This is a genomic window from Streptomyces sp. NPDC005551 (genome assembly GCF_042871785.1).
In the GTDB taxonomy this organism is placed as follows: Bacteria; Actinomycetota; Actinomycetes; order Streptomycetales; family Streptomycetaceae; genus Streptomyces.
On record NZ_JBIAJE010000006.1, the window covers coordinates 202,874 to 228,210 of the forward strand.

The window sequence follows — 25,337 nt, forward strand, 5'->3', positions numbered from 1 at the left end:
TCACCGGTCGTCTACGTCACGTCCCCGAGCGTGCTCCGCCGGGAATACGACCCGCCCGTCCCCGTGCCGCTCCTCCAGCTCCTTGACCAGGTCCTGGAGCTCGGAGCGGATCCAGTCGCGGGTGGCCACCTCGCCGAGGCCGACGCGCAGCGCGGCGATCTCGCGGGTCAGGTACTCGGTGTCCGCGATCGACCGCTCGTTCTGCTTGCGGTCCTGTTCGAGATTGACCCGGTCGCGGTCGTCCTGGCGGTTCTGCGCGAGCAGGATCAGCGGGGCCGCGTAGGACGCCTGGAGCGAGAGGATCAGCGTCAGGAAGATGAACGGGTACTGGTCGAAGCGCAGGTCCCGGGGCGCGGCGACGTTCCACACCACCCACACGGCCACGACCGCGGTCATCCAGACCAGGAACCGTCCGGTGCCGAGGAACCGGGCGATCCGCTCGGAGAACCGCCCGAAGGCCTCAGGGTCCCATTCGGGCAGCAGCCTGCGGCGCCGCGGCAGCGGCTGGTCGAGCCGGGTGCGCGGCCGGGGCGTGGCGGTCGCCCCGGCGGGCGTCCGCTCGCGGGGATCGCGGTCAGGAGCCATGTGCGGCTCCCGTGCCCTCGGCGGCCGGGGACTCGTCGAGGTGGAACTCCGTCTCGCGCCAGTCGTCGGGCAGCATGTGGTCCAGTACGTCGTCCACGGTCACCGCGCCGAGCAGCGAGCCGCTCTCGTCGACGACGGGCGCCGCGACCATGTCGTACGTCGCGAAGAAACCGACCACCACGGGCAGCTCCGCGCCGGGCGCCAGCGGTTGCAGGTCGTCGTCGACGAGCGCGCCGACCAGGGTGTACGGGGGGTCGCGCAGCAGGCGCTGGAAGTGCACCGTGCCGAGGTACTTGCCGGTCGGCGTCTCGTCCGGCGGCCGGCACACGTACACCTGGGCGGCGAGCGCCGGGGAGAGATCGGCGTTGCGGACCCGGGCGAGCGCGTCGGCGACGGTCGCGTCCGGGCGCAGCACGATCGGCTCGGTGGTCATCAGGCCGCCCGCGGTGCGGTCCTCGTACGCCATCAGCCGCCGCACGTCCGCCGCCTCGTCCGGCCGCATCAGCGCGAGCAGCCGCTCCTTGTCCGCCTCGGGCAGTTCGCCCAGCAGGTCGGCCGCGTCGTCCGGGTCCATCGCCTCCAGGACGTCGGCCGCGCGCTCCTCCTTGAGCTTGCCGAGGATCTCGATCTGGTCGTCCTCCGGGAGTTCCTCCAGCACGTCGGCGAGCCGGTCGTCGTCCAGCGCCGCGGCCACCTCGGCGCGCCGCTTCGGCGACAGGTGGTGCAGCACGTTCGCGAGGTCGGCCGGGCGCAGCTGCTCGAAGGTGGCGAGGAGGCTCTCGGCGCCCTGCCCGTGCTCCTCCAGCGAGAACCCGGTGACGGCGGACCACTCGACGGTCAGCGTCTCGCCCTTGGCGCGCCGGAACGTCCCGCCCTTGCCCTTCCGCACGAAGACCCGGTCGATCTCCCAGTCCCGGCGCGCGGGCAGCTGCTGGACCGACACGTCGAGGACGGTGACCTCCTCGCCACCGTCGGCGAGCCGCACCCGCCGGTCGAGCAGCTCCCCGAACACGAGCCGCTCGGTGGGCCGTTGCTCGAAACGGCGCACGTTGAGCACGCCGGTGGTGATGACCTGGCCCGACTCGATGCCGGTGACCCGGGTCATCGGCAGGAAGATGCGGCGGCGCGTGGACAGCTCGACGACCAGGCCGAGCAGCCGGGGCGGGCGCCGGCCGACCCGCAGTATGGCGACCAGGTCGCGCACCCTTCCCACCTGGTCACCGTTGGGGTCGAAGACGGCGGTGCCGGAGAGGTGGGAGACGAAGATCCTCGGGGCGCCTGCCGCCATGCCCGCGCCTCCTTTTCGTACTGAACGCTATATGCCGCGATGTCCGCTCGGATGGGCTTCAGGCTAGCCCGTCCCGGTCGGATACGCGCTGGTGGGGGGTGCGGATGGACTGCCTCCGACGGCGTCGTCCGGCCCCGGTACGCTGCCGTACGCCGTTGAGGACCCCCGCACGAGAGGCAGCCCATCCGTGACTGCAATTCCTCCCCTGGGCCGTACCCGCAGCGCCGTCCTGGTGAGCGCGGTGTGCGCGCTGGTCGTGACGGGGACGGGGCTGACGGGGTGCAGCAGCGAGGACCCGGACGCGGGCACGAACGGGGTGGGCAAGCTGTCCGCCGAGAAGATCCGGAGCCGGGCGCGCACGACCGCGGACGCGGCGAAGGCGGTACGGCTCTCGGGATCCGTGGTGACCAACGGGCGCACCTACCGGCTCGACATGCGCCTCAAGGGCGACGGCGGCACGGGCTCGGTCACCTCGAAGGGGGCGACGTTCCGGCTGCTGCGGGTGGGGGAGCACCTCTTCCTGAAGGCCGACGCGGAGTTCTGGAGCCATCAGGACGGCGCGGGTGACGACGCCGGTTCGGACGCGGCGGCCGCCGACAAGCTGGAGGGCATGTACGTGAAGGTCCCGACCGGAGACCCGGCGTACAAGCGTTTCAGCGGCTTCACCGACAAGGACGTCCTCCTGGACGGTCTGCTCACGCTGCACGGGGCTCTCGAGAAGGACGGCCGCCACAAGGTGAACGGCGCGCGCACCGTCCGGATCACCGCCGAGGAGGGCGCGGGCGGCAGCCTCGACGTGTCCCTGGAGGGGAAGCCGTATCCCCTGCTGCTGGTGCGCGCCGGAGACGCCGGCACCCTGCGGCTCACCGACTGGGGCGAGGATTTCGCCCTGGAGGAGCCGCCGGCGAAGGAGACGGTCGACTACGGGCAGCAGCTGCCGGCCTCGTAACCGCCGCGGTCGCCGCTCCCGCCGGGCGGGCGCCACCGCGGGCTTGCCGCTACCGCGGGCTTGCCGCTCCGGGCTCCCGTCGGTCTACGAGCGCTTGCGCTTCTTGAACAGGAGGCGGGGGAGGCCGGCCGGGGCCGCCCTGCGGGTCGTCGCCGGGGTGGGAAGGGGCACGGCGGCCAGGGAACCGGTCGGGAGCGCGGCCGTGGTGCCCCGCGGCTCCAGGCGCAGCACCCGGCACTCGGCCGCCCAGCGCTCCGGCATGGCCTCGCCGTCGGGCGCGTTCAGCCGCTTGCCCTTGAGGTCGGCGACGGCCGCCTCCCACTCCGGGGACCGCGGCGCCAGCTCCACGACCCGAGCGGCCCAGGACACCAGCCGCCCGCCCTTGTCCTTGCTGCGTACGGTGACCACCGCGTCGCCGCCGTCGGCCAGCCCCGGCAGCGGCTGCTCACCGGGGCCGTCGCCGACCAGGCACACCGCACCGTCGTGCCAGACGTGCCACAGCGGACGCGAGGGCGCCGTGTGGCCCTCCGGGGCGTCCGGCGCCTGCGGGCCGCCCGTCACCCAGATCAGCCCGGACTTCTTGGTGGCCTCCTCGACGAGGGCCCGGTCGAGCAGCTTCTTGGTCATGGGGCCAAGACTATCCAGCGGCACGGCGCCGCCGACCGGCCCGCTCAGAGCCAGCCGTTGCGCTTCAGCGTGCGGTGGATGCCCAGACAGATGACCACGGTGATGCCCATCACCACGGGGTAACCGAATCGCCAGTGCAGCTCCGGCATGTGTTCGAAGTTCATCCCGTACACCCCGCACACCATCGTCGGCACGGCGATGATGGCCGCCCAGGACGTGATCTTGCGCATGTCCTCGTTCTGCGCGACGGAGGCCTGCGCCAGGTTCGCCTGGAGAATCGAGTTGAGCAGCTCGTCGAAGCCCACGACCTGCTCCTGCACCCGGGCCAGGTGGTCGGCGACGTCCCGGAAGTACTTCTGGATGTCGGGGTCGATCAGCCGCATCGGCCGCTCACTCAGCAGCTGCATCGGGCGCAGCAGCGGCGACACCGCACGCTTGAACTCCAGCACCTCGCGCTTGAGTTGGTAGATCCGCCCCGCGTCGGTGCCGCGCGGCGTGCCCTTGCGGCCCGGCGAGAACACCTCCGTCTCGACCTCGTCGATGTCGTCCTGCACCGCGTCGGCGACCGCGATGTACCCGTCGACGACGTGGTCGGCGATCGCGTGCAGCACCGCCGAGGGTCCCTTGGACAGCAGCTCGGGGTCTTGCTGAAGCCGGTGCCGCAGCGCCCGCAACGAGCCCTGCCCGCCGTGCCGGACGGTGATGAAGAAGTCCCGCCCGGTGAAGCACATGACCTCGCCGGTCTCCACCACCTCGCTGGTGGCGGTGAGTTCGGTGTGCTCGACGTAGTGGATGGTCTTGAAGACGGTGAACAGCGTGTCGTCGTACCGCTCCAGCTTGGGCCGCTGGTGCGCCTGCACCGCGTCCTCGACGGCGAGCGGGTGCAGTCCGAACTCACTGGCGATACCGGCGAATTCGGCCTCGGTCGGCTCGTGCAGGCCGATCCAGACGAAGCCGCCGTCGCGGCGCACCTGACGCATCGCCTCGTGCGGTGTCAGCTGCCCGTCACTCCGGACGCGGGCGCCGTCGAGGTAGACCGCGCAGTCGACCACGGCGGAGGGCGTGGCCGGGTCGCGGGTGGCGTCGTACGAGCCACTGTCCTTGCGCAGCGAGGGGCGCGGACGGACCGCCGCGCGGAGGTCACGGATCATCGACATGGGCAGGCTCCTTCATACGGAGGCCGCCGGCGACGGTTGGAACTGCCCGGAATGGGGACGTCCTTGCAAGGGGCCTCCCCGCCCGTCGCGGCAGGGGAAGGATGTCTGGCACGTCCACAAAGCGGGGAGCACCGCACCGTCGCGGTGGCAGCTTCGCTACTGATTCAGATCAGACGGATCAGTCGGATGGATCAGGCGGAAACGAAGTGCTCTTCCGTCGGTGCACCGGACAGACAAGGATGCGAGCGCGGGAAGCGGCAGACAGGCAGAGCCGAAGCTGCGTCAGCGGCCGGAAGAGCGGGTGGTACTGCACGGTCGACTTCGGTCCATTGCAGCCCCCACCTCCTCCGGCCGGTCCCCCTTGAGGGACGATCCGTCCCCCGAAGGGGAGTCGCATGCGTCGAGGCTCGAGAGCGACGCTTCTGCGTGCTGCCCCGACCAGCGGCCAAGACTATCAGCGCCCCGAAGCGTCAAGACCCCGCTTTGCGCGTTGTTGACTCCGTGGCGCGGGGTGCGTGCGGGGTGCCGAGGTCGGAAAAGCGCCGCCTATGCTCGGCTCATGGCAGATGTTCTCCCGCTGGTCGAGGCCCGGTTGCGTTCCGCACTGGGCGAGCCGGACGCGCGCGCCGCGGTCACCTTCCTGGGCACCGACCGCGTCGAAGTGCTGCGCTTCACCGCGGGCGACATCGTCCGCTACGCCACGCTCGGCATGTCGGCGCAGCCGATGAGCGACCCGACCGCGGTCCTCGCCGACCCGGTCAAGGGCCCGCGCGCCGAGCTGGTCCTGTCGGTGCGTGCCGCCGGTGCCGACACCGACAAGGTGCTCCGCCCCCTCGCCGTACTGGCCGCGTCCCCCCAGGTGGAGGGCCTCGTCGTGGCCCCGGGCGCGTCTCTCGACGTGGGCGAACCCCTGTGGCCGGGTGCACCGTTCACGTCCGTCCTGGTCGCCGAGTCGGGCGGTCTGGTGGAGGACCTCGACCTGGACGCGCCCGCCGATCCCGTGCGGTTCCTGCCGCTGCTGCCGATGACCCCGAACGAGGCCGCCTGGAAGCGGGTGCACGGCGCGGGCGCCCTCCAGGAACGCTGGCTGAGCAGCGGGACGGACCTGCGTGATCCGCTGCGCAGGTCCGTCCCGCTGGACTGAGCCGGGGCCGGCTTCCCGCGAGTCCGCACCCGGCCTCCTTCGGCCCCGCCGACACGTGCGGGTGCCTACTCACCCGGGGTGAAGGGCTCACGCCGGACGGGTGATCGTCCTTGACGCGGCGGAGGACGGGGAGGACCGTTGGGGTTTATGAGGGGCGAACCCAGTTGCCCGAAGTGTGGTGGCCGGGTCAGGGCTCCCGGACTCTTCTCCGATTCCTGGCAGTGCGACGTGCACGGGACGGTGCATCCGCTGCAGCCCGTGATCCCGCCCAGCGTCGAGGCGCTCAGTGTCGTGGTGCACCGCGCGCAGGTCCCGGTGTGGATGCCGTGGCCGCTGCCGGTGGGCTGGCTGTTCACGGGGGTGGGCTGCGCGGGCGACGACCGCAGCGGCGGCCGTGCGACCGTCGTCGCCTGCTCGGGCCCCGGCCCGCTGGGCGGCATGGGGGAGCTGGTCCTCGTCGCCGAGGAACTCGGCGTCGGCCTCGGCGCGCGGTACGCGGGCGTCGACGGCCCCGACCCCGGTCCGTACCTGAACGTGGAGAAGCCTCCCCAGGCCAAGGTCCTCGCCGCCGGCCGGCCGACGCCGCTCTGGCTCGTCTCCGGCTCCCCGGACGACCGTGCCGTCTTCGCGGGCGAGGCACGCGGCCTGTGGCTGTGGGCCGTCGTGTGGCCGGAGCAGTCGGGGCTGCTGATGTACGACGAACTGGTGCTGACGGACCTGCGGGACGCCGGTGCGGAGGTGGACCTGCTGCCGTGCGGGGCGCTGTCGCCACGGATCCTGGAGCCGTAGGTACGGCACCCGCTCGCGGCCCGCTCGCCGTGCGCGACCGTAGGGGTGCTCGGCCCGTAGCGGGTGTGACGAGCGCGGCGGGCGTAGGGGTGCTCGGCCCGTAGCGGGTATGACGAGCGCGGCGGGCGTAGGGGGTGCTCGGCCGTAGCGGGTGTGACAGGGGGGCGTCGGACTCCCGTTATCCTTGAACAGCCCCTTCCGTACCGACACCGCTTGGAGTCCGCGTCGTGCGCATCGACCTGCACACCCACTCCACCGCCTCCGACGGTACGGACACCCCCGCCGAGCTGGTCCGCAAGGCCGCCGCCGCCCGGCTGGACGTCGTCGCGCTGACCGATCACGACACGGTCCGGGGCCACGCGGAGGCGATCGCCGCCCTCCCCGAGGGGCTGACGCTGGTCACCGGCGCCGAGCTGTCCTGCCGGCTCGACGGCGTCGGCATGCACGTACTGGCGTACCTCTTCGACCCCGAGGAGCCCGACCTGCTCGCCGAGCGCGAGCTGGTCAGGGACGACCGGGTGCCGCGCGCGCGGGCCATGGTCGCCAAGCTCCAGGAACTCGGCGTTCCGATCACCTGGGAGCAGGTGGCACGGATCGCGGGCGACGGCTCGGTCGGCCGCCCGCACGTCGCCTCCGCCCTGGTCGAGATCGGCGTCGTGCCCACCGTGGGGGACGCCTTCACCGGCGAGTGGCTGGCCGACGGCGGCCGGGGCTACGTCCCCAAGCACGAGACCGACCCGTTCGAAGCGATCCGGCTGATCAAGGGCGCGGGCGGCGTCGCCGTCTTCGCCCACCCGGGCGCCGCCAAACGCGGCAGGACCGTGCCGGACTCCGCGATCGCCGACCTCGCCGCCGCCGGACTCGACGGCATCGAGGTCGACCACATGGACCACGAGCCGGCCACCCGGGCGCGGCTGCGCGGCCTGGCGGCCGAGCTCGGGCTGCTCACCACGGGGTCCTCCGACTACCACGGCAGCCGCAAGTCGTGTGCGCTCGGCGAGTACACCACCGACCCCGAGGTCTACGGGGAGATCACCCGGCGGGCCACAGGGGCGTTCCCCGTGCCCGGCGCGGGGGGAAGCCGCCGCTCCGTCTAGTCCACTCCGGTCGGCTTCGCGGGCCCGGTCACGACGTCCCAGTCGGCGTGACTCGGGCCGGCGCGGCTCGGGCCGGCCGGTTTCCCGGACTCCTGGCGTCCCTGGCTCGTCCGGCCCCTTCGGCCTCTTGGCCTCTCCGGTCCCGGGGTGGCCTCCAAGTCCTGCCGGGGGCGGGCCGGGGGTCGGGATTCCTTCCCGTCACCCGCGCTCGTTCCGGCTCGCCGAGTCCGTTCCCCGGAACACCCGTATGTGTGGCGTCCGCCCGCCGAGGCGTGGCCGCCTCGTCCTGCCCGTCTCGTCTCTCCGCAAGCAGCAAGGCACCACCGTGTTCGACGTCGCCGTCTTCGGCTCCCTCTTCCTGACCCTCTTCGTGATCATGGATCCTCCCGGGATCACCCCGATCTTCCTCGCGCTCACCGCTGGACGCCCCGGCAAGGTGCAGAAGCGCATGGCCTTCCAGGCCGTCTGCGTGGCCGGCGGTGTGATCACCGTGTTCGGTCTGCTCGGGCACCAGATCCTGGACTACCTGCACGTGTCCGTGCCCGCGCTGATGATCGCGGGCGGGCTGCTCCTGCTGCTGATCGCCCTCGACCTGCTGACCGGCAAGACCGACGAGCCCAAGCAGACCAAGGACGTCAACGTCGCCCTGGTACCCCTCGGCATGCCGCTGCTGGCCGGTCCCGGCGCGATCGTGTCCGTGATCCTGGCCGTCCAGAAGGCGGACACCGCGACCACCCAGGTGTCCGTGTGGGCCGCCATCCTCGCCATCCACGTCGTGCTGTGGCTCGTGATGCGGTACTCGCTGCTGATCATCCGCGTCATCAAGGACGGCGGTGTCGTGCTGGTGACCAGGCTCGCGGGGATGATGCTCTCCGCGATCGCCGTGCAGCAGATCATCAACGGTGTCACGCAGGTGATCCGGGGCGCCTGAGCGGCGTCGGCCGGGTTGCGCCCCCCTTGGCGCGGACCACGTGCAAAGCCCCCGTACGGCATGTGCCGTACGGGGGCTCCGAAGTCTGCGAAGCGTCTGCGGGTTACGTGGAAATCACCCGCGTGTTACGAGGCAGTCGAGTCGGCCGGGCGGATCCAGAGGCGCTGCCCGATGGCCGCGGCCTGCTGAACGATCCGGTTGACGGAGGCGGCGTCCACGACGGTCGTGTCCACGGGGGTGCCGTCGACATCGTCGAGTCGCATGATTTCGAAGCGCATTGGCTTCTCCCTTCGTCTGGTCATCCTCCTGAGGAGAACTACTGATGTGTGAGGCGTGGGGCGTCGCTGCCCTTCCGCTTCATACGGATTCAACGGGATGCGTGTTACAAACATTCCCTACGCTAAGGAAATTTTTCGAGAACCTAATTACTGGCCGGTAAGGGGTGGGGGCAGGCGGCTGCGGCCCCCGGCCGGGACCGGCAGGGGCCGGTTGTGTTCGCAGGGTGACCGCCGGGACAATGGAAGCGATGAACGACGACCTCGCGGCTCTGGGCGGCCGCATCGACCGTACGAACGAGCTGCTCCAGCGCATGCTCGCCGAGGTGGCGAAGACGCCCTCCACCCACGCGATCTTCGTCGACGCCGGGTATCTGTACGCGGCCGCAGGACGGCTCGTCTCCGGGTCCGAGGACCGTCGGGCCTTCGACCTCGACGCCGGAGGCCTCATCGAGGCGCTCATCGACCGGGCCCGCACGATCTTCGCGGACAGCAGGCTGCTGCGCGTCTACTGGTACGACGGTGCGCGGCGCCGTATCCACACCTCCGAACAGCAGTCGATCGCCGAGCTGCCCGACGTCAAGGTGCGCCTCGGCAATCTGAACGCCAACAACCAGCAGAAGGGCGTCGACTCGCTGATCCGCAGCGACCTCGAGTCGCTCGCCCGGCACCGTGCCATCAGCGACGCCGCGCTGCTCGGCGGCGACGAGGACCTGGTGTCGGCCGTCGAGGCGGCGCAGGGGTACGGGGCGAGGGTCCACCTGTGGGGGATCGAGGTGCCGGAGGGCCGCAACCAGGCCGAGCCGCTGCTGTGGGAGGTCGACAGCCAGCGGACGTTCGACCTCGACTTCATCAAGCCGTACGTGTCCCGGCGGACCGCCGCCACGTACGACGCCGCCGGGACGGCCCGGCCCGGGCGGGACGACGTGCGGTTCGTGGGCGCGCAGATCGCCGCGAAGTGGCTCGCGGAGCGGGGGCGGGAGGCGCTGGTGGACCTGCTCCCCGGGCACCCCTACCTGCCGGGGTCCGTCGACCAGGACCTGCTCGTGGAGGCCGAGGGGCTGCTCCAGTACTCCCTGCGCGGGCAGGCGGATCTGCGGCGGGCGCTGCGGGACGGCTTCTGGGCGCATCTTCAGTCGCAGTACTAGGACGTGCCCGGCGCGACCGCCCTGCGCGTGTCAGGTCGGGCCGCACCGGTCCCAGAAGCGGGCGAGTGCCCTGGCCGTCTCCTGCGGCCGGTCCGTGTTGGGGGAGTGCTCGGCGCCCTGCACGACGCTGCGCCGCGCCTGCAGGCGTACGGCCATGTCGTCCAGGAGCGGCACCGGCCAGGCGTCGTCGCAGGCGCCGGAGAGCACGTGCATCGGCAGGGGTACGGCGGCGAGTTCCGCGACGCGGTCGGGTTCCGTGCACAGTTGCCGGCCCGTCGCGATGAGCTGGGCCGGGCTGTTGGCCAACCAGCGCCGGCGCAGGTCGGCGCGGTCGTCCAGGCCGGCGTCGAGGTTGCCGGAACCGGGGCCGTTCGAGTCGCCGGGGTCGCCCGGGCCGGTCTGCGCGGGGGCTTCCATCGCCTGGATGGCCTCCCAGACGTCGGCCATGCCCATCACCGCGAGGGCGTCTCTCAGCAGCTTCACGCGCTGCTGCTGGGGTGCGGAGATCCGGGCTGGGCCCGAGGACATGAGGGTGAGCGAGCTGAACGGTGTCGGGTCCAGCAGGACCGCGGCGCGCGCGATCTGTCCGCCGAGAGAATGACCCACGAGGTGCACGGGGGTGCCGAGGGCGGCTGCCTGCGCCAGTACGTCCTGCGCCAACTCGGCCTGCGCGTAAGGGGATTCGTCGTCCGGGGGCCCCGGAGTCTCGTACTGGCCGCGGCCGTCCACGGCGACGGTCCGGTATCCGGCCGCCGCCAACGGCTCGTGCAGCGCGATGAAGTCCTCCTTGCTGCCGGTGAAACCGGGGATCAGGAGGGCGGTTCCCTTCGGCGGTGCCTGTGGTGCGTGCGGTGTCTGCGGTTCCTGTGGTGCGTGCGGTGTCGCGTCGAGCACGGCGAACTCGCCGCGGGTGGTCGCGAGACGGTACGCGCGGACACCGGGCGGGGGGACGAAGGTGGGCGGCCTGCTCATGCGGTGAGGCTATCGGTGCGGGGTGTCTCTTCTTCCGCGGTGGGTCGTAGGTCCCGTCGCGCCTCGGCTCCGGTGGGAGGGCGGGTGCGGGTGGTCTTCGGTGCGGGCAGGCGTGCCGCAGGGGTGTTCACGCGGGGGTCGGTCCCCCCGCGGCGTGCGGAGACGCCGATGGCCCGGTTCCCGCGGGTGCGGGGACCGGGCCATCGGGTCGGTGATCAGCTGTCCGCGGGCTCCGTGGCGGCGACGGCCTTGCGCGTGCGCCGACGCGGCTTCGCCTCGGGCTCCTCAGCCGTCTGCGCCGGGATGGCGGCGTCGACGGAGGCAACCGCGGCCTTGCGGGTACGGCGCTTCGGCGTGGTCTCGACGGCGGCCTCGGCCTCCGGAGCCGCGGCCTTGGCACGGCTGCGGCGCGGCTTGGCCTCCACTAGCTCGCTCACGGCCTCCGCCGTGGCGGCGACGGCCTTGCGCGTGCGGCGCGGCTTGGCCGGGGCCTCGGCGGCACCCTCCGCGGTGTCGACCGCAGCCTCCGCGACCTTGCGCGTACGGCGACGCGGCTTGGCCTCGGGCTCGTCGACCGCCTGCGCCGGAATGTCGGCGTCGGCCACGACAGCCGCGGCCTTGCGGGTGCGGCGCCTCGGCTTGGCCTCCGCGGCTTCCGCGGTGTCCAGAGCAGCCTCGGCTTCCGGCGCCGCGGCCTTGGCGCGGCTGCGACGCGGCTTCGGCTCCACGACCTCGGTGGCCTCGGGTGCCACCGCGGCCGAGTCGGCGACGGGCGCGGCGGCGGCCTTGCGGGTGCGGCGGCGCGGCTTGGTCTCGGTGGTCTCCGGGACCTCGGCAGCCGGGGCCTCAGCGACCGGGGCCTCGGCAACCTGGACCTCGGCGACCGGGGCTTCGACGACCGGGGTCTCGGCGGCCGCCGTTTCCGCGGTCCTGCGAGTGCGGCGGCGGCGCGGCTTCGACGGCTCCTCGGTGACGCCCTCGGCCGTGTCGACCGCGACCGCGACCTCGGCCTCGGCCGACGGCTGCTCGGCGACGGTCTCGGGCACCGCGACCGGCTCGGCGGATGCTCCGCTGCCGCGGGTACGGCGCCGACGGCGCGGAGTGCGGGGCTCGGTGGCCTCCGCGGTCCCGGCGGACTCAACGGGCTCGGCGGCCGTCACCGCGGGAGACGCGGCGGCCTCCTCCAGCGGCGTCCCGTTGCGGGTACGGCGGCGGCGGCGCGGCGTGCGCGCCGGGCGCTCACGCTCGCTCTCGCGCTCCGCGACCGGCGCGGCGGCGCGGCCACCACGGGCCCCGCGCTGACCGCGGCCGCCCGTCTCGCCCAGGTCCTCGACCGCCTCGGCCGAGAGCCCGGCGCGGGTGCGCTCGCCGCGCGGCAGGACACCCTTGGTGCCGGCCGGGATGTTCAGTTCCTCGAAGAGGTGCGGGGACGTGGAGTACGTCTCCGGCGGGGCCGGGAAGCCGAGGTCCAGCGCCTTGTTGATGAGCTGCCAGCGCGGGATGTCGTCCCAGTCGACGAGCGTGACGGCGATGCCCTTGGCACCCGCGCGGCCCGTACGGCCGATGCGGTGCAGGTACGTCTTCTCGTCCTCGGGGGACTGGTAGTTGATGACGTGCGTGACGCCTTCGACGTCGATGCCGCGAGCGGCGACGTCGGTGCAGACGAGGACGTCCACCTTGCCGTTGCGGAAGGCGCGCAGCGCCTGCTCGCGGGCGCCCTGTCCGAGGTCGCCGTGGACCGCGCCGGACGCGAAACCGCGCTGCTGGAGCTGGTCGGCGAGGTCCGCGGCCGTCCGCTTGGTGCGGCAGAAGACCATCGCGAGACCGCGGCCGTCGGCCTGCAGTATCCGCGAGACGATCTCCGGCTTGTCCATGTTGTGCGCGCGGTAGACGTACTGCGCGGTGTTGCGGACCGTCGCACCCTCGTCGTCGGGCGACGTGGCGCTGATGTGCGTGGGCTGCGACATGTAGCGGCGGGCCAGACCGATGACGGCGCCCGGCATCGTGGCCGAGAACAGCATCGTCTGACGGCGGGCCGGCAGCATGTTGATGATTCTCTCGACGTCGGGCAGGAAGCCCAGGTCGAGCATCTCGTCGGCCTCGTCGAGGACGAGCGACTTGATGTGCTTCAGGTCCAGCTTCTTCTGGCCCGCGAGGTCCAGCAGTCGGCCGGGGGTGCCGACGATCACGTCGACGCCCTTCTTGAGGGCCTCGACCTGGGGCTCGTAGGCACGGCCGCCGTAGATGGCGAGCACGCGCACGTTGCGGACCTTGCCCGCGGTCAGCAGGTCGTTCGTGACCTGGGTGCACAGCTCACGCGTCGGCACGACGACGAGCGCCTGCGGAGCGTCCGTGAGCTGCTCGGGCAGGGCCCGGCCCGCCTCGACGTCCGCGGGGACGGTCACGCGCTCCAGGAGCGGAAGGCCGAAACCCAGCGTCTTGCCGGTGCCGGTCTTCGCCTGGCCGATGACGTCCTTGCCCGTGAGGGCGACCGGGAGCGTCATCTCCTGGATCGGGAAGGGGTTGAGAATGCCGACGGCCTCCAGGGCTTCGGCCGTCTCGGGAAGGATTCCGAGGTCTCGAAAAGTCGTAGTCAGGGTGCTGCCTCTTCTGTGTACGCGGTGCGAGGCGAGCGCGGGGGTCGTGTCTGGACCGTGCCGGGGACGTCGGCCGCTTTGCGGGCTGGCCGAGTGGCATGGGACCACTGCCGACGCTCGAGCGCTCGTACCGCTGAGGGTTCCTCCGGGTGTCGTACGCGAGGTGCCGTACGGACGTGGAGGTCTGTCGGGTCGGAGCCGATCGGGCCTCCGACCGGGCATCCTCATTCACGCGGCCCGTCGCAATACTCAACGGGCGCATTACCACCATACCCCGGAATCACGCACACGCGATGGCCGATTCGGTCACATGGTCGTCGTCACACTGATTGACCAGGAACGTCCACGCCGCCGCGAGCGGGCTATTGTGCGCTTCATGACGACGCCCGACAACGCCGCTGCCACCCCCGCCGAAACCGCTCCCGCGGCCACCGGAGTCGCCGCCCAGAACTGGGACACGGCCTCCGCGGACCCCCAGTACCGGGCCGCGGTCGTGGACCTGCTCGGAGCGCTCGCGTACGGCGAGCTGGCGGCGTTCGAGCGGCTCGCGGAGGACGCCAAGCTGGCGCCCACACTCAACGACAAGGCGGAGCTGGCGAAGATGGCGTCGGCCGAGTTCCACCACTTCGAGCAGCTGCGCGGCCGGCTCGCCGCGGTCGGGGTGGAACCGACCGGTGCGATGGAGCCGTTCGTGGCCGCTCTCGACGGATTCCACCGCCAGACCGCCCCCTCGGACTGGCTCGAGGGGCTCGTCAAGGCCTACGTCGGCGACTCGATCGCCAGTGACTTCTACCGCGAGGTCGCCGCGCGGCTCGACACCGACACCCGGCGTCTGGTCCTCGCGGTCCTCGACGACACCGGGCACGCCAGCTTCGCCGTCGAGAAGGTGCGGGCCGCGATCGACGCCGATCCGCGCGTCGGCGGACGGCTCGCCCTGTGGGCCCGCAGGCTGATGGGCGAGGCCCTGTCGCAGTCGCAGCGAGTGGTCGCCGACCGCGACGCGCTCTCCACCATGCTGGTCGGAGGGGTCGCGGACGGGTTCGACCTCGCGGAGGTCGGCCGCATGTTCTCCCGGATCACCGAGGCCCACACCAAGCGCATGGCGGCGCTGGGGCTGGCGGCCTGACCGCGGGGTCCACGGACGATCACGACGCCGGCCGGCCTTCTCGGAAGGCCGGCCGGCGTCCGTCGGCTCAGTGCTGTGCCCGGTGCGCGGCGCGCTTACGCCGGTGCCGAGCGGCGGCGAAACCTCTCGGCCGGGCGGAGCAGCAGCGACAGCGAGGCGGACGACACCGCGACCGCGCCGATCAGGGTCGGCAGGAAGTGGCCGGGTCCGAGCGCGCTGTGGGTCAGAAAGGCTCCGAAGAGGGCTCCGGCGACGCCCGTCGACAGGACGAGACTGTGCGCCGGGAGCCGGTGGGACAGGCGGTGCTGCGCCGCCCAGGCGAGCGCGAGACCGAGGATCGCAGAGCCGAGCGCTTCCAAAAACATGGTGGGTTCCCTCCCGCACGGCTGGGGCAAATCGGTCCTACTCGATCTACCCCCGAGGTGCGGAAGGCAACCCTCCCCTGTCCGGACCATGTGCTCCGTCCGTGCCGTTCAGATCATCGGAAAGGGGGCCCGGCGGCTGATGCCACCGAGCCCCCTTCGCGCTGTCGCGACTACAGCGCGCTGAAGCCCACCTTGCGCGCGGTGGGCTCGCCGAGCTCCACGTACGCGAGACGGTCGGCCGGGACCAGGACCTTGCGGCCGTGGTCGTCCACGAGGCTCAGCAGCGCCGACTTGCCGGCCAGCGCCTCGGACACCGCGTGCTCGACCTCCTCGGCGGTCTGACCGCTCTCCAGAACGATCTCGCGGGGCGCGTGCTGCACGCCGATCTTGACCTCCACGGCTTTGTCCCTCCGACGGTCAGTGATGTGCGCGTTCCTCCGCGCCGTACGCAGCACACATTAGCCCGGTGAGGGGACCTGCACGTTCCGTCCGAGAACGCCATCAGCGAACAGCGGACGGGAACAAACGCGCCCGCGGTACGTCAGTGGGATTCGCTGCCGTGCAGCGGGAAGCCGGCGATGCCGCGCCAGGCCAGCGACGTGAGCAGCTGAACCGCCTGGTCGCGCGGCACGCTGCGGTCGCTGTGCAGCCAGGAACGGGCCACCACCTGGGCCAGTCCGCCCAGCCCGGAGGCGAGCAGCATCGACTCGGCCCGGGACAGGCCCGTGTCCTCGGCGATCACGTCGCAGATGGCCTCCGCGCACTGCACCGTGACCCGGTCCACGCGCTCGCGCACGGCGGGCTCGTTCGTCAGGTCGGACTCGAAGACGAGCCGGAAGGCGCCGCCCTCGTCCTCGACGTACGCGAAGTAGGCGTCCATCGTGGCGCGGACGCGCAGCTTGTTGTCGGTGGTGGAGGCCAGCGCCGTGCGCACCGCTCCCAGCAGGGACTCGCAGTGCTGGTCCAGGAGGGCCAGATACAGGTCGAGTTTGCCCGGGAAGTGCTGGTACAGAACGGGCTTGCTGACACCCGCCCGCTCGGCGATGTCGTCCATCGCGGCCGAGTGGTACCCCTGGGCGACGAAGACTTCCTGGGCCGCGCCGAGGAGCTGGTTGCGTCGGGCACGGCGCGGCAGGCGTGTGCCCCGCGGGCGTGCTGCCTCTGTCTGCTCGATGGCTGTCACGCCGCCTCCCAAAATCGTCCACATGCGGTGTGCGCCGCGCTGCCATCGTACTTTTCGGTAACCCCGGTGTGCGCGCCACGGACGCACAATTTCACGGACCGGACAGGAGCGATAGCCGCGCAGACCTCGTCAAACGGGGGCAGGGCGGTCAGGGGACCCACCTCCCTCTCACCGGTAGTCGTCCTCGTCGAGGGAGACGACGCGTGCCTGCTCGGCCAGGTCGGCCTCGTTGGCGCTGCCGGGGTCGGCATCGGTCAGCGGTTCGTCGCGGCTCGGGGCCACCTCGGTGTGCTGCTCCGCGGCGTCGGCCTCCGGGGTCTCCTCGTGGATCCGGGCGGTGGACCGCTCGTCCTCGAACGTCTCCGGATCCGTCGGGTCGATGGCCATGGCGGGCTCCCTTCCTGAAGCTTCCTCGAACGCCCCTGCGGTGCGAAGCAGGGGCCACATATGGGTGCCCTGTTTCGAGCCTAGGAGACACCTGATCCGAACGCGATGCGATTCGGGGACCGAACGCGATGCGGTCCGGGGACCGAACGCGATGCGGTCCGGGACCGGGTCACGATGCGACTCGGGGAACCGGAACCTCTTGAGCTGTGACGGCGAACACGTGAGCCGCTGCGTGATCGTCTCGTAACATTGCCCGCATGTCTTCGACCGAGCTGCCGTCCGTGCTGGCCAACACCGTGACGCCGAGGGTCGGTTCCGTGCGGGTCGCCGAGGGGGAGCGGCTGCGTTCGGTCGGCCTGCCGGGCGTCACGCTCACCGTCCGGTCGAGGCCGCCGGCCCGGGAAGGGCTGCCGCCCGCCCTGTACGTGCACGGACTGGGCGGGTCCTCCCAGAACTGGTCGGCGCTGATGCCGCTGCTCGACGGTGTCGTGGACAGCGAGGCGCTCGATCTGCCGGGCTTCGGCGACTCCCCGCCGCCGGACGACGGCGACTACTCGCTCACCGGGCACGCGCGCGCGGTCATCCGCTATCTCGACGCCTCCGGGCGTGGCCCGGTGCACCTCTTCGGCAACTCGCTGGGCGGCGCGGTCGCGACGCGCGTCGCGGCCGTGCGCCCCGATCTCGTCCGCACCCTCACCCTGGTCTCGCCCGCGCTCCCGGAGATCCGCGCGCAGCGCTCGGCGTGGCCGACCGCGCTGCTGGCGCTGCCCGGCATGGCGCCCCTGTTCACCCGGTTCACCAGGGGCTGGACCGCCGAGCAGCGCGTCCGCGGGGTCACGGCGCTCTGCTACGGAGACCCCACCGTGGTCACGCCCGAGGGCTTCCGCAACGCGGTCGAGGAGATGGAGCGGCGTCTGGCCCTTCCCTACTTCTGGGACGCCATGGCGCGGTCGACGCGCGGCCTCGTCAACGCGTACACGCTGGGCGGCCAGCACGGACTGTGGCGGCAGGCCGAGCGGGTGCTCGCGCCGACGCTCCTCGTCTACGGCGGCCGCGACCAGCTGGTGGGATTCCGCATGGCCCGGCGGGCGGCCCGCGCCTTCCGCGACTCGCGGCTGCTGACGCTGCCCGACGCCGGGCATGTCGCGATGATGGAGTATCCCGATACGGTGGCCACGGCATTCCGTGAACTTCTGGTCGACTCGGGCGAGCTGGGCGGGTCTTCGGTCACGGACGCCCCGGCCGCGAAGGACGGGGTCGGCAACGCGGGCGCGGGGAGCTGAGGCGGGGCGTGGGACGGCACAGCCGCCGCGGGCGGGCCGACAAGGACGGCGCCGCCGGCGGGAAAGCCGGCGAACAGCCGGCCGCTCCGAGAGTGACCGCGCCGGTGGCCGGCGCGGCGGGGCGGGCCCCGGGGGCGGGGACTCCGCCGCGGGGAATGCCCCGGATGCCGCAGGGCACGCCCCCGCAGGGGGTGCCGCGCCTCCCGGACGGTACGCCCGCCCACGGGGTACCTCGTTTTCCCGACGGGACGCCTCCGCACGGTGTGCCGCGGTTCTCCGACGGGACGCCCGCCCACGGGGTACCTCTTTTTTCGGACGGGACGCCTGCGCACGGTGTGCCGCGTTTCCCCGACGGGATGCCCGGCCGTGGGGTGCCGCGCCTCGACGACGGCACGCCCGCGCGTGGTGTGCCCACGGCGCGGGGCGGGCATCCCGAGTCCCGGGAAACCGGCGGCGGGTGGGGCGAGTTGAGGATGGGCGCGCCGGCCGCCGCCGCTGTCGCGGCCGGGCAGGGGACGGCTCCTGCCGTACCGCGGACCGCACCCCTGGGCGTGCCCCGCGGCATGCCGCAGGGTGAGCCGCCCGCCGGACGGTCCGGCCCCCGCGTACCGGCACCTCGGCGGGAGGCCCGCCGGGGCGGCCCGCGGCAGGCCTACCTCGACGCCTTCGGCGGGGACGACGGCGACCTCGCGCCCGGCGGAACCGGCGAGCCCCCGGCCGGGGCAGCCGAACCGGACACCGGTGCCGGCCGGCCGGCACCGCCGGAGAAGACCAGGAACGGCAAGGGGTGGACGTTCGCGGGGATCGCGGCCGCCGCGGTCACGACCGTGCTGGCGGTCGTCGTCGCCGGACAGGCCGCCGCCGGACGCGAGGACGGCAGCGTGCGGCCACAGGCCGCCGGAGACGGTGACCGGGACGCCAGGGACTTCGCCTCCCGCGGTGACCACCGCCCGACGCCCTCCGTGACGCCGAGCGTGGTACCGCTGACGTACGACCAGAAGATGGGCGAGAAGTACGCGCTCGGAGCGAAGCTCAAGGGACCCGGGAAGTTCGACGCGGTCCTCGGCTTCGACAAGGCGCCGGGCAAGGGGCGCAAGTACACCTACCGGGTGGACGTGGAGCAGGGGCTCGGGCTCGACCCCGAACTCTTCGCCCAGGCCGTGCAGAAGACCCTGAACGACGACCGGAGCTGGGCACACGGCGGGGCCCGCACCTTCGAGCGGATCTCCTCCGGGAAGCCCGACTTCGTGATCACCCTGGCGAGTCCGGGCACCACGGCCGAGTGGTGCGCGAAGTCCGGACTCGACACCACCGAGGACAACGTGTCGTGCGATTCGGCGGCCACCGAACGCGTCATGATCAACGCCTACCGGTGGGCCCGGGGATCGAAGACCTACGGTGACCGGATTCACTCGTACCGGCAGATGCTGATCAACCACGAGGTCGGTCACCGGCTCGGCTTCGGCCACGTGACCTGCGGCGAGGACGGCGACCTCGCTCCCGTCATGCAGCAGCAGACCAAGTTCCTCGACCATGACGGAATCCACTGCAAAGCCAACCCCTGGCAGTATCCCGGGAGTTGACAGGGGCGGCCCGGGTCGCTTTGACATCAGGCGAAAGTTCGTTCATATTTCTCCGCATGTCGCCTCGTCACACCTCCGGATGCGCCGCCCTTGAGCTGGCGCTCATCGGTGTGACCGCGCTCTGCGTGGCCGACATTCACTGTCGCTGACGCCCGCCCCCGGCGCGTGCGTCGCGATTCCCCTTCTGGGTTTCGTCTGTCCTTCACGGCTGTTCTCTCGACGCGCTTTTTCGACGCCCGGGGCGAGCTCTGCTCACGTTCGTCTCACCCTGTGTCGTGCCGTCTCGTCATGCGAGACAATTCCCGAGAGGTCGTCTTCCGATGCGTCAACCGTCCCTCATAGCGCGCCGTGTGGCCGCGGTGTCCGTCAGCCTGGCCGTGGCAGCGGGTGCCGCCGCCTGCGGCCCTGAGGACAACGATGCCAAGAGCACCGGAGGCGACTCCGAACCGCGCAAGGGAGGCACGCTGACGGTCCTGAACGCCAACCCGCAGGAGGACTTCGACCCGGCGCGCCTCTACACCTCGGGCGGCGGCAACGTCCCCTCCCTCGTCTTCCGCACCCTCACCACCCGTAACCGCGAGGACGGCGCCGCCGGCGCCGAGGTCGTCCCCGACCTGGCCACCGACACCGGCCGCCCGAGCAAGAACGCGACGGTCTGGACGTACACCCTGAAGAAGGGCCTCACGTACGAGGACGGCAGCGCGATCACCTCCGCCGACATCAAGTACGGCATCGAGCGCTCCTTCGCGGCCGAACTCTCCGGCGGTGCGCCGTACCTGAGGGACTGGCTGATCGGCGGCGCCGACTACCAGGGGCCGTACAAGGACAAGGGCAAGGGACTCGACTCGATCGAGACGCCGGACGAGCGCACCATCGTCTTCCACCTGAACAAGCCCGAGGGCGAGTTCCCCTACCTCGCCACGCAGACCCAGTTCACGCCCGTGCCGAAGGCCAAGGACAACGGCATCAAGTACGAGGAGCACCCCGTCTCCTCGGGCCCGTACAAGGTCGTCAAGAACGAGAACGACGGCGAGCGGCTGATCCTGGAGCGCAACACCCACTGGTCCGCGACGACCGACGAGGAGCGCAAGGCCTACCCCGACAGGATCGACGTACGGTCCGGACTCGACTCCTCCGTGATCAACCAGCGGCTGTCGGCGTCCCAGGGCGCGGACGGCGCCGCCGTCACCACGGACACCAACCTCGGCCCCGCCGAACTGGCCAAGGTCTCCGGCGACAAGGAACTCGCCTCGCGCGTCGGCACCGGGCACTTCGGCTACACCGACTACATCGCCTTCAACCCGAAGGTGAAGCCGTTCGACAACCCGAAGGTGCGCCAGGCGATCTCGTACGCCGTCGACCGCTCCTCGGTGATCAACGCGGCCGGCGGTTCCTCGCTCGCCGAGGCCGCGACGACCTACCTGCCCGACCAGAAGTCCTTCGGCTACACGCCGTACGACCACTTCCCGGCGGGTCGGTCCGGCAACGCGGCCAAGGCCAAGGCGCTGCTCGAGCAGGCCGGTTACAAGAACGGGCTCACGGTCACGCTGACGCACTCCAACGCGAAGGACTTCGAGACCAGCCCGGAGATCGCGACCGCCATCCAGGACGCCCTGAAGAAGGCCGGGATCACGGTCAAGCTCCAGGGCCTGGAGGAGAACGACTACTCGGACACGGTCCACAGTGCCAAGACCGAGCCCGGGTTCTTCCTCGCCCACTGGGGCGCCGACTGGCCCTCCGGCGGCCCCTTCCTCGCCCCGATCTTCGACGGACGCCAGATCGTGCAGGACGGCGCCAACTTCAACACCGGCTTCCTCAACGACAAGTCCGTCAACGCCGAGATCGACGCCATCAACAAGCTGACCGACCTCGACGAGGCCGCCAAGCGCTGGGGCGCACTGGACAAGAAGATCGGCGAGCGGGCGCTGACCGTGCCGCTGTTCCACCCCGTCTACAAGCGGCTGTACGGCAAGGACGTCAAGAACATCGTGATCAGCGACTGGACCGGCGTGCTGGACATCTCCCAGGTCGCGGTGAAGTAGAAGCATGAGTGAGGCCCTGGTGGCCTCGGAGGCCGCCGGGACGGATCCGTCCGTCCCGGCGGTTTCGGGGGCCCGACAGTTCTGGCGGCGGCTGCGTGCACAGCGCGCCGCCCTCGTCGCGGCGGCCGTCGTCGCGCTGCTCGTCCTGGTCGCGCTCGCCGCGCCGCTCCTCACGGCCGTCGAGGGCCAGGACCCGACCACCTACCACCCCTCGCTGATCGACTCGGCGCGCGGCGGCGTTCCGCTCGGCTCCTTCGGCGGTGTCAGCGGCGGCCACTGGCTCGGCGTGGAGCCGCAGACCGGACGCGATCTCTTCGCGCGGCTGGTGTACGGCGCCCGGGTCTCGCTCGGGGTGGCGCTCGCGGCGACCCTGGTGCAGGTCCTCATCGGCGTCGTGGTCGGCGTCGCCGCCGCCCTCGGCAGCCGGTGGGTCGACCAGCTGCTCAGCCGCGCCGCCGACGTCATCATCGCGATGCCGCTGATGATCGTGTCCCTCGCGCTGCTCGCGATCGTGCCGGGCGGCTTCCCGCGGCCCGTCCTCGTCGCGCTGATCATCGGTCTGGTGGCCTGGGGTTCGATCGCGAAGATCGTCCGCGCGCACACCCTGACGCTCAAGGAGCTGGACCACGTCGCCGCCTCGCGGCTCAGCGGCTGGGGCTCCTGGCGGGTCGCCCGCCGCGAGCTGCTGCCCGCGCTCGCCGCACCCGTCATCACGTACGCCGCCCTGCTCGTCCCCATGAACATCACCGTGGAAGCGGCGCTCAGCTTCCTCGGCGTCGGCGTGAAGCCGCCGACGCCCTCGTGGGGGCAGATGCTCACCGCGGCGGACGTCTGGTACCAGGCGGCACCGCAGTACCTGCTGCTGCCCGCGGGATCGCTGTTCGTCACCGTGCTCGCCCTGACCGTGTTCGGGGACGGCGTGCGGACCGCGCTCGACCCGCGCGCGGCCTCCCGGCTGCGCGTCGGCACGGGACGCAGGCGGGAGGCCAAGGCATGAGCGGCCTGCCCTTCTCCTCCGGCTTCGCCGGATTCGCCGTACGGCGGCTGGCCGGTGCCGCCGTCACCCTGCTCGCGATCACCGCCATCATCTACGCGGTGTTCTACGTCGCTCCGGGCGATGTCGCGCAGATCACCTGCGGCCCGCGCTGCTCGCCCGCCCAGGTGCACCAGGTGGCGGAACAGCTGAAGCTCGGCGACCCGCTCTACCTGCGCTACTGGCGCTTCCTCCAGGGCGTCCTCGCCGGTCAGGACTACTCCACGGGCACGTCCGTGCAGCACTGCGACGCGCCGTGCCTCGGACTCTCGTACCAGAGCGACCAGCAGGTCACGCAACTGATCCGGGCGAAGCTGCCGGTCACCTTCTCCCTCGTGCTGGGTGCCATGGTGCTGTGGCTGATCCTCGGCGTCGGCACCGGAGTCCTTTCCGCATGGCGGCGCGGCCGGCTCAGCGAGCGGCTGCTGACCGGCATCACACTCGCCGGCACCGCCACGCCCGTCTTCGTCATCGGACTGGTCCTGATGATCGTCGTGTGCGGGCAGCTGCGGTTGCTGCCCTTCCCGCAGTACGTGCCCTTCACCGAGGACCCCGAGCAGTGGGCCTGGAACCTGCTGCTGCCGTGGCTCGCGTTCGCGCTGATCGAGGCCGCCAAATACGCCCGGCTGACCCGCGCCTCGATGCTGGAGACGCTCGCCGAGGACCATGTGCGCACCTTCCGCGCGTACGGCGTGGGCGAGAAGGCGATCATCGGGCGGCACGCCCTGCGCGGTGCGCTCGCACCCGTCATCGCCCTGAGCGCCAACGACTTCGGTTCGGCGATCGGCGGCGCCGTGCTCACCGAGACGATGTTCGGCCTGCCCGGACTCGGGCGCGAGCTCGTGCACGCGGTGAACGTCGTCGACCTGCCGGTGGTCGTCGGCATGGTCCTGGTGACCGGCTTCTTCGTGATCGTGGCCAATGCCGTCGCGGACGTGCTGTTCGCGGTGGCGGACCGACGGGTGGTGCTCGCATGAGCCTGGAAAAGACGGACCGGCGTCCAGCCGGGGCCGGCGGGAGCCTCGGGGGAGCGGACGGCAGTCTCGTCGAGGTCGGGGACCTCACTGTCGCGTTCGGGGAGCTGCGGGCGGTCGACGGCATCTCCTTCCGGCTGGAGAAGGGCGCCGCGCTGGGCCTGGTCGGCGAGTCCGGCTCCGGCAAGTCCACCGTCGCGTCCGCGCTGCTGGGGCTGCACCGCGGCACGGGGGCGCGGGTCGACGGGGTCCTCCGCGTGGCCGGTGTGGACGTGGAGACGGCCTCCGACGACGAGCTGCGCCGGCTGCGGGGCGGGAAGGCGGCCATGGTCTTCCAGGATCCGCTGTCGTCCCTCGACCCGTACTACGCGGTCGGTGACCAGATCGCCGAGGTCTACCGGGTGCACACGCGGGCGTCCCGGCGGGCGGCACGCGCGCGTGCCGTCGCCGTGCTCGACCGGGTCGGCATTCCCGACGCCGCACGCAGGGCCCGCTCCCGCCCGCACGAGTTCAGCGGCGGCATGCGGCAGCGCACGCTGATCGCCATGGCCCTGGCCTGCGAGCCGGACCTGCTGATCGCCGACGAGCCGACCACCGCCCTGGACGTGACCGTCCAGGCCCAGATCCTCGACCTGCTGCACACGTTGCGGGAGGAGACCGGGATGGGGCTGCTGCTGGTCACGCACGACGTCGGCGTCGCGGCCGAGAGCGTGGACGACATCCTCGTCATGCGCCACGGACGCGCCGTCGAGCACGGCACGGTGGGGGCGGTGCTGGGATCGCCGCGGGAACCGTACACCCGGGAACTGCTGGGGGCGGTACCGCGGGTGGACGAGCCGCGGGGGCGCGGGCTGCGGGCGGGAGTCGCTCCTGCGGACGAGCCGGGGGTGGGTGCCACTTCCGTGGACGAGGGGCGCGTGGGTGTCCCGGGGTCGTCCGGTGCCCCACTTGCCGCCGGTCCGGCGCCGGCCGGCGAGGTCGTGCTGGAAGAGGTCGTGTCGGAAGATGTCGTGCTGGAAGCGGTGGGACTGCGGCGCGAGTTCGGCCGCGGCAAGGGCCGGGTCACGGCGGTCGACGACGTGTCGCTCGCCGTCCACCGGGGCGAGACCCTGGGGATCGTGGGGGAGAGCGGCAGCGGGAAGACGACGCTCGGCCGGATGCTGGTCGGCCTCCTGGAGCCGACAGCCGGGTCCGTCCGCTACGAGGGGCGTACCCGGTCCGGCGTCGGCCCGGCCGTGCAGATGGTGTTCCAGGACCCCGTCTCCTCCCTCAACCCCCGGCGCAGCATGGGCGAGTCGATCGCCGATCCGCTACGGGCGCGGGGCGAGCGGGACGAGGACCGGATCCGGGGGCGCGTACGGGACCTGCTGGAGCGCGTGGGTCTCGAACCGGCGCACTACGACCGCTATCCGCACGAGTTCAGCGGCGGACAGCGCCAGCGGGTCGGCATCGCGCGGGCTCTCGCCGCCGAACCGCGCGTCATCGTCTGCGACGAACCGGTCTCCGCGCTCGACGTCACCACGCAGGCCCAGGTGGTCGCCCTGCTCGGCGAGCTGCAACGGGAACTGGGTCTCGCGCTGGTGTTCGTGGCGCACGACCTCGCGGTCGTGCGCCGGGTCAGCGACCGGGTGGCGGTGATGCGGCGCGGTCGCATCGTCGAACAGGGGCCGGTCGACGAGGTGTACGAATCCCCGCGGGACCCCTACACCAAGCAGCTGCTGGCCGCCGTGCCGGCGCTCGACCCGCAGATCGCCGCCCGGCGCCGGGCGGCCCGCCGACAACTGGCCGCAGCCTGACCGAAC

The 25,337-nt window shown here is 72.0% G+C and carries 25 protein-coding genes; 14 read left to right on the top strand and 11 right to left on the bottom strand.

Features of this window, described 5'->3' with window-relative positions; all coding sequences use genetic code 11:
* Together ACFYP4_RS18975 and ACFYP4_RS18980 are read right to left on the bottom strand one after the other, a co-directional pair.
* Positions 1 to 585: a DUF1003 domain-containing protein gene (locus ACFYP4_RS18975; protein ID WP_388786403.1), complete on the bottom strand. Its 585-nt coding sequence runs from the start codon at positions 583 to 585 to the stop codon at positions 1 to 3.
* On the bottom strand, positions 575 to 1,873 hold the full coding sequence (locus ACFYP4_RS18980; protein WP_358850206.1) for a magnesium transporter MgtE N-terminal domain-containing protein: 1,299 nt from the start codon (positions 1,871 to 1,873) through the stop codon (positions 575 to 577). The genes ACFYP4_RS18975 and ACFYP4_RS18980 overlap by 11 nt, the downstream gene beginning before the upstream one ends.
* Before the next feature lie 187 nt (positions 1,874 to 2,060).
* On the opposite strand from ACFYP4_RS18980, the gene ACFYP4_RS18985 reads away from it, so the two are divergent.
* Positions 2,061 to 2,822 (top strand): hypothetical protein, encoded by a 762-nt coding sequence (locus tag ACFYP4_RS18985; protein WP_358850205.1) that lies wholly within the window; start codon positions 2,061 to 2,063, stop codon positions 2,820 to 2,822.
* Positions 2,823 to 2,906: 84 nt separating this feature from the next.
* Here the strand turns inward: ACFYP4_RS18985 and ACFYP4_RS18990 are convergent, their stop codons facing one another.
* Entirely contained in the window at positions 2,907 to 3,449 is a 543-nt protein-coding gene (locus ACFYP4_RS18990) for a hypothetical protein (protein WP_358850204.1), read from the bottom strand.
* Between the two features lie 44 nt (positions 3,450 to 3,493).
* Positions 3,494 to 4,606 (bottom strand): magnesium and cobalt transport protein CorA, encoded by a 1,113-nt coding sequence (locus ACFYP4_RS18995; protein ID WP_358850203.1) that lies wholly within the window; start codon positions 4,604 to 4,606, stop codon positions 3,494 to 3,496.
* A gap of 559 nt (positions 4,607 to 5,165) precedes the next feature.
* On the opposite strand from ACFYP4_RS18995, the gene ACFYP4_RS19000 reads away from it, so the two are divergent.
* From ACFYP4_RS19000 to ACFYP4_RS19015, 4 genes are all read left to right on the top strand, one after another.
* Positions 5,166 to 5,750 (top strand): suppressor of fused domain protein, encoded by a 585-nt coding sequence (locus tag ACFYP4_RS19000; protein ID WP_358850202.1) that lies wholly within the window; start codon positions 5,166 to 5,168, stop codon positions 5,748 to 5,750.
* A gap of 147 nt (positions 5,751 to 5,897) precedes the next feature.
* Positions 5,898 to 6,539 carry a DUF6758 family protein gene (locus ACFYP4_RS19005; RefSeq protein ID WP_358850201.1) on the top strand — a complete coding sequence of 214 codons (642 nt, stop codon included), beginning with the start codon at positions 5,898 to 5,900 and terminating at the stop codon, positions 6,537 to 6,539.
* 227 nt (positions 6,540 to 6,766) lie between these two features.
* A complete protein-coding gene (locus tag ACFYP4_RS19010) occupies positions 6,767 to 7,636 on the top strand; it encodes a PHP domain-containing protein (RefSeq protein ID WP_388786406.1) in 870 nt (289 codons plus the stop codon).
* A gap of 325 nt (positions 7,637 to 7,961) precedes the next feature.
* Positions 7,962 to 8,567 (top strand): MarC family protein, encoded by a 606-nt coding sequence (locus tag ACFYP4_RS19015; RefSeq protein WP_358850199.1) that lies wholly within the window; start codon positions 7,962 to 7,964, stop codon positions 8,565 to 8,567.
* 125 nt (positions 8,568 to 8,692) lie between these two features.
* On the opposite strand, the gene ACFYP4_RS19020 is transcribed toward ACFYP4_RS19015, so the two are convergent.
* On the bottom strand, positions 8,693 to 8,845 hold the full coding sequence (locus ACFYP4_RS19020; protein ID WP_121405831.1) for a hypothetical protein: 153 nt from the start codon (positions 8,843 to 8,845) through the stop codon (positions 8,693 to 8,695).
* Between the two features lie 239 nt (positions 8,846 to 9,084).
* On the opposite strand from ACFYP4_RS19020, the gene ACFYP4_RS19025 reads away from it, so the two are divergent.
* Positions 9,085 to 9,990, top strand: coding sequence for an NYN domain-containing protein (locus ACFYP4_RS19025; protein WP_358850299.1), 906 nt, complete (start codon positions 9,085 to 9,087; stop codon positions 9,988 to 9,990).
* Positions 9,991 to 10,020: 30 nt separating this feature from the next.
* Here the strand turns inward: ACFYP4_RS19025 and ACFYP4_RS19030 are convergent, their stop codons facing one another.
* Both ACFYP4_RS19030 and ACFYP4_RS19035 read right to left on the bottom strand, forming a co-directional pair.
* Positions 10,021 to 10,962: an alpha/beta fold hydrolase gene (locus ACFYP4_RS19030; protein ID WP_388786409.1), complete on the bottom strand. Its 942-nt coding sequence runs from the start codon at positions 10,960 to 10,962 to the stop codon at positions 10,021 to 10,023.
* A 215-nt stretch (positions 10,963 to 11,177) separates the two neighbouring features.
* Positions 11,178 to 13,466, bottom strand: coding sequence for a DEAD/DEAH box helicase (locus tag ACFYP4_RS19035; protein ID WP_388786411.1), 2,289 nt, complete (start codon positions 13,464 to 13,466; stop codon positions 11,178 to 11,180).
* Between the two features lie 460 nt (positions 13,467 to 13,926).
* Here ACFYP4_RS19035 and ACFYP4_RS19040 point away from each other — a divergent pair, with 460 nt between their 5' ends.
* Positions 13,927 to 14,685 (top strand): ferritin-like fold-containing protein, encoded by a 759-nt coding sequence (locus tag ACFYP4_RS19040; protein WP_358850196.1) that lies wholly within the window; start codon positions 13,927 to 13,929, stop codon positions 14,683 to 14,685.
* Positions 14,686 to 14,780: 95 nt separating this feature from the next.
* On the opposite strand, the gene ACFYP4_RS19045 is transcribed toward ACFYP4_RS19040, so the two are convergent.
* The 4 genes from ACFYP4_RS19045 to ACFYP4_RS19060 form a co-directional block, all read right to left on the bottom strand.
* A complete protein-coding gene (locus ACFYP4_RS19045) occupies positions 14,781 to 15,050 on the bottom strand; it encodes a hypothetical protein (protein WP_358850195.1) in 270 nt (89 codons plus the stop codon).
* 170 nt (positions 15,051 to 15,220) lie between these two features.
* Positions 15,221 to 15,448 carry a DUF3107 domain-containing protein gene (locus ACFYP4_RS19050; RefSeq protein WP_358850194.1) on the bottom strand — a complete coding sequence of 76 codons (228 nt, stop codon included), beginning with the start codon at positions 15,446 to 15,448 and terminating at the stop codon, positions 15,221 to 15,223.
* A 143-nt stretch (positions 15,449 to 15,591) separates the two neighbouring features.
* Positions 15,592 to 16,233, bottom strand: a complete 642-nt coding sequence (locus ACFYP4_RS19055) for a TetR/AcrR family transcriptional regulator (protein ID WP_358850193.1) — start codon at positions 16,231 to 16,233, stop codon at positions 15,592 to 15,594.
* A gap of 168 nt (positions 16,234 to 16,401) precedes the next feature.
* Positions 16,402 to 16,620 carry a hypothetical protein gene (locus tag ACFYP4_RS19060; protein ID WP_358850192.1) on the bottom strand — a complete coding sequence of 73 codons (219 nt, stop codon included), beginning with the start codon at positions 16,618 to 16,620 and terminating at the stop codon, positions 16,402 to 16,404.
* Positions 16,621 to 16,877: 257 nt separating this feature from the next.
* Between ACFYP4_RS19060 and ACFYP4_RS19065 the strand changes: the two genes are divergently transcribed.
* From ACFYP4_RS19065 to ACFYP4_RS19095, 7 genes are all read left to right on the top strand, one after another.
* Positions 16,878 to 17,903, top strand: a complete 1,026-nt coding sequence (locus ACFYP4_RS19065) for an alpha/beta fold hydrolase (protein ID WP_388786414.1) — start codon at positions 16,878 to 16,880, stop codon at positions 17,901 to 17,903.
* 8 nt (positions 17,904 to 17,911) lie between these two features.
* The gene (locus ACFYP4_RS19070; protein ID WP_388786416.1) at positions 17,912 to 19,486 is read left to right on the top strand and encodes a DUF3152 domain-containing protein; all 1,575 of its coding nucleotides are present in this window, start codon (positions 17,912 to 17,914) and stop codon (positions 19,484 to 19,486) included.
* 56 nt (positions 19,487 to 19,542) lie between these two features.
* On the top strand, positions 19,543 to 19,635 hold the full coding sequence (locus ACFYP4_RS19075) for an Ms4533A family Cys-rich leader peptide (protein ID WP_358850189.1): 93 nt from the start codon (positions 19,543 to 19,545) through the stop codon (positions 19,633 to 19,635).
* A gap of 171 nt (positions 19,636 to 19,806) precedes the next feature.
* The gene (locus tag ACFYP4_RS19080) at positions 19,807 to 21,528 is read left to right on the top strand and encodes an ABC transporter substrate-binding protein (RefSeq protein ID WP_358850188.1); all 1,722 of its coding nucleotides are present in this window, start codon (positions 19,807 to 19,809) and stop codon (positions 21,526 to 21,528) included.
* A 4-nt stretch (positions 21,529 to 21,532) separates the two neighbouring features.
* Positions 21,533 to 22,525, top strand: a complete 993-nt coding sequence (locus ACFYP4_RS19085) for an ABC transporter permease (protein ID WP_358850187.1) — start codon at positions 21,533 to 21,535, stop codon at positions 22,523 to 22,525.
* Complete coding sequence (locus ACFYP4_RS19090; RefSeq protein WP_388786419.1) at positions 22,522 to 23,538, top strand: ABC transporter permease; 1,017 nt, start codon at positions 22,522 to 22,524, stop codon at positions 23,536 to 23,538. Before ACFYP4_RS19085 ends, ACFYP4_RS19090 begins: the two co-directional genes overlap by 4 nt.
* Positions 23,535 to 25,331: a dipeptide ABC transporter ATP-binding protein gene (locus ACFYP4_RS19095; RefSeq protein ID WP_388786421.1), complete on the top strand. Its 1,797-nt coding sequence runs from the start codon at positions 23,535 to 23,537 to the stop codon at positions 25,329 to 25,331. The genes ACFYP4_RS19090 and ACFYP4_RS19095 overlap by 4 nt, the downstream gene beginning before the upstream one ends.
* Positions 25,332 to 25,337: the final 6 nt, after the last annotated feature.

Bases quoted from the DNA above. Each gene is read 5' to 3' on its own strand.
- ACFYP4_RS19095 (WP_388786421.1), top strand. From the start codon at position 23,535: ATGAGCCTGGAAAAGACGGACCGGCGTCCAGCCGGGGCCGGCGGGAGC.
- ACFYP4_RS19025 (WP_358850299.1), top strand. From the start codon at position 9,085: ATGGAAGCGATGAACGACGACCTCGCGGCTCTGGGCGGCCGCATCGAC.
- ACFYP4_RS18995 (WP_358850203.1), bottom strand. From the start codon at position 4,606: ATGTCGATGATCCGTGACCTCCGCGCGGCGGTCCGTCCGCGCCCCTCG.
- ACFYP4_RS19090 (WP_388786419.1), top strand. From the start codon at position 22,522: ATGAGCGGCCTGCCCTTCTCCTCCGGCTTCGCCGGATTCGCCGTACGG.
- ACFYP4_RS19060 (WP_358850192.1), bottom strand. From the start codon at position 16,620: ATGGCCATCGACCCGACGGATCCGGAGACGTTCGAGGACGAGCGGTCC.
- ACFYP4_RS19075 (WP_358850189.1), top strand. From the start codon at position 19,543: ATGTCGCCTCGTCACACCTCCGGATGCGCCGCCCTTGAGCTGGCGCTC.
- ACFYP4_RS19005 (WP_358850201.1), top strand. From the start codon at position 5,898: ATGAGGGGCGAACCCAGTTGCCCGAAGTGTGGTGGCCGGGTCAGGGCT.
- ACFYP4_RS19080 (WP_358850188.1), top strand. From the start codon at position 19,807: ATGCGTCAACCGTCCCTCATAGCGCGCCGTGTGGCCGCGGTGTCCGTC.
- ACFYP4_RS19085 (WP_358850187.1), top strand. From the start codon at position 21,533: ATGAGTGAGGCCCTGGTGGCCTCGGAGGCCGCCGGGACGGATCCGTCC.
- ACFYP4_RS19065 (WP_388786414.1), top strand. From the start codon at position 16,878: ATGTCTTCGACCGAGCTGCCGTCCGTGCTGGCCAACACCGTGACGCCG.
- ACFYP4_RS18990 (WP_358850204.1), bottom strand. From the start codon at position 3,449: ATGACCAAGAAGCTGCTCGACCGGGCCCTCGTCGAGGAGGCCACCAAG.
- ACFYP4_RS19030 (WP_388786409.1), bottom strand. From the start codon at position 10,962: ATGAGCAGGCCGCCCACCTTCGTCCCCCCGCCCGGTGTCCGCGCGTAC.
- ACFYP4_RS18975 (WP_388786403.1), bottom strand. From the start codon at position 585: ATGGCTCCTGACCGCGATCCCCGCGAGCGGACGCCCGCCGGGGCGACC.
- ACFYP4_RS19045 (WP_358850195.1), bottom strand. From the start codon at position 15,050: ATGTTTTTGGAAGCGCTCGGCTCTGCGATCCTCGGTCTCGCGCTCGCC.
- ACFYP4_RS19000 (WP_358850202.1), top strand. From the start codon at position 5,166: ATGGCAGATGTTCTCCCGCTGGTCGAGGCCCGGTTGCGTTCCGCACTG.
- ACFYP4_RS18980 (WP_358850206.1), bottom strand. From the start codon at position 1,873: ATGGCGGCAGGCGCCCCGAGGATCTTCGTCTCCCACCTCTCCGGCACC.
- ACFYP4_RS19035 (WP_388786411.1), bottom strand. From the start codon at position 13,466: ATGACGCTCCCGGTCGCCCTCACGGGCAAGGACGTCATCGGCCAGGCG.
- ACFYP4_RS19020 (WP_121405831.1), bottom strand. From the start codon at position 8,845: ATGCGCTTCGAAATCATGCGACTCGACGATGTCGACGGCACCCCCGTG.